This window comes from Flavobacterium tistrianum (assembly GCF_003254545.1).
GTDB lineage: Bacteria > Bacteroidota > Bacteroidia > Flavobacteriales > Flavobacteriaceae > Flavobacterium > Flavobacterium tistrianum.
On the sequence record NZ_QJRH01000031.1, the window covers coordinates 1 to 495 of the forward strand.

A 495-nucleotide genomic window follows, 5' to 3' on the forward strand; every position below is an offset into this window, starting at 1 on the left:
AAAGAATGAAAAATCGGCAGAAAGGAGAGGGAAGGGCTGAAAACTGCGCAAAACCAGAATGTCCAAACCTCCAAAAAATGCTAAAAACACACTATAAAGAAGAAAAATCTTACGCGGATACAAAAATATCCAAAATGTAAAGCATCCGTTATCAGCGCGTTAAGAAAAAGAATGGAAAAAGAATGGAAAAAGGCGATAAAAAAGCTTGCGCAACTGGAATTGTTGCGTACTTTTGCACCCGCAACAGCGAAAAACGCTCTTAGACATTCCGGCAGCTTTACGATATTTGAGGGAAGAAATTTCCAAAAAAAAAGATTCGAAAAAGCTTGCGGGAAAAGAAAAAGCTTTTTACATTTGCACCCCGCAAATACGGGAAGTTTCTTGAGAGATTGAAAGAAAAACGGAAATATGGGGCGAAAAGAAAGCTTCAAAAAAAATCTAAGTTTTTCTTGCGAGAAACAAAAAGAAGTTTTAGTTTTGCACCCGCTTTGAGAT

1 protein-coding gene is annotated in these 495 nt (G+C 37.4%); it reads left to right on the plus strand.

Annotated features, from left to right (window positions below; genetic code table 11):
* The first annotated feature begins 171 nt into the window (after positions 1-171).
* Positions 172-393 carry a hypothetical protein gene (locus DMB71_RS00145; protein ID WP_111362670.1) on the plus strand — a complete coding sequence of 74 codons (222 nt, stop codon included), beginning with the start codon at positions 172-174 and terminating at the stop codon, positions 391-393.
* Positions 394-495: the final 102 nt, after the last annotated feature.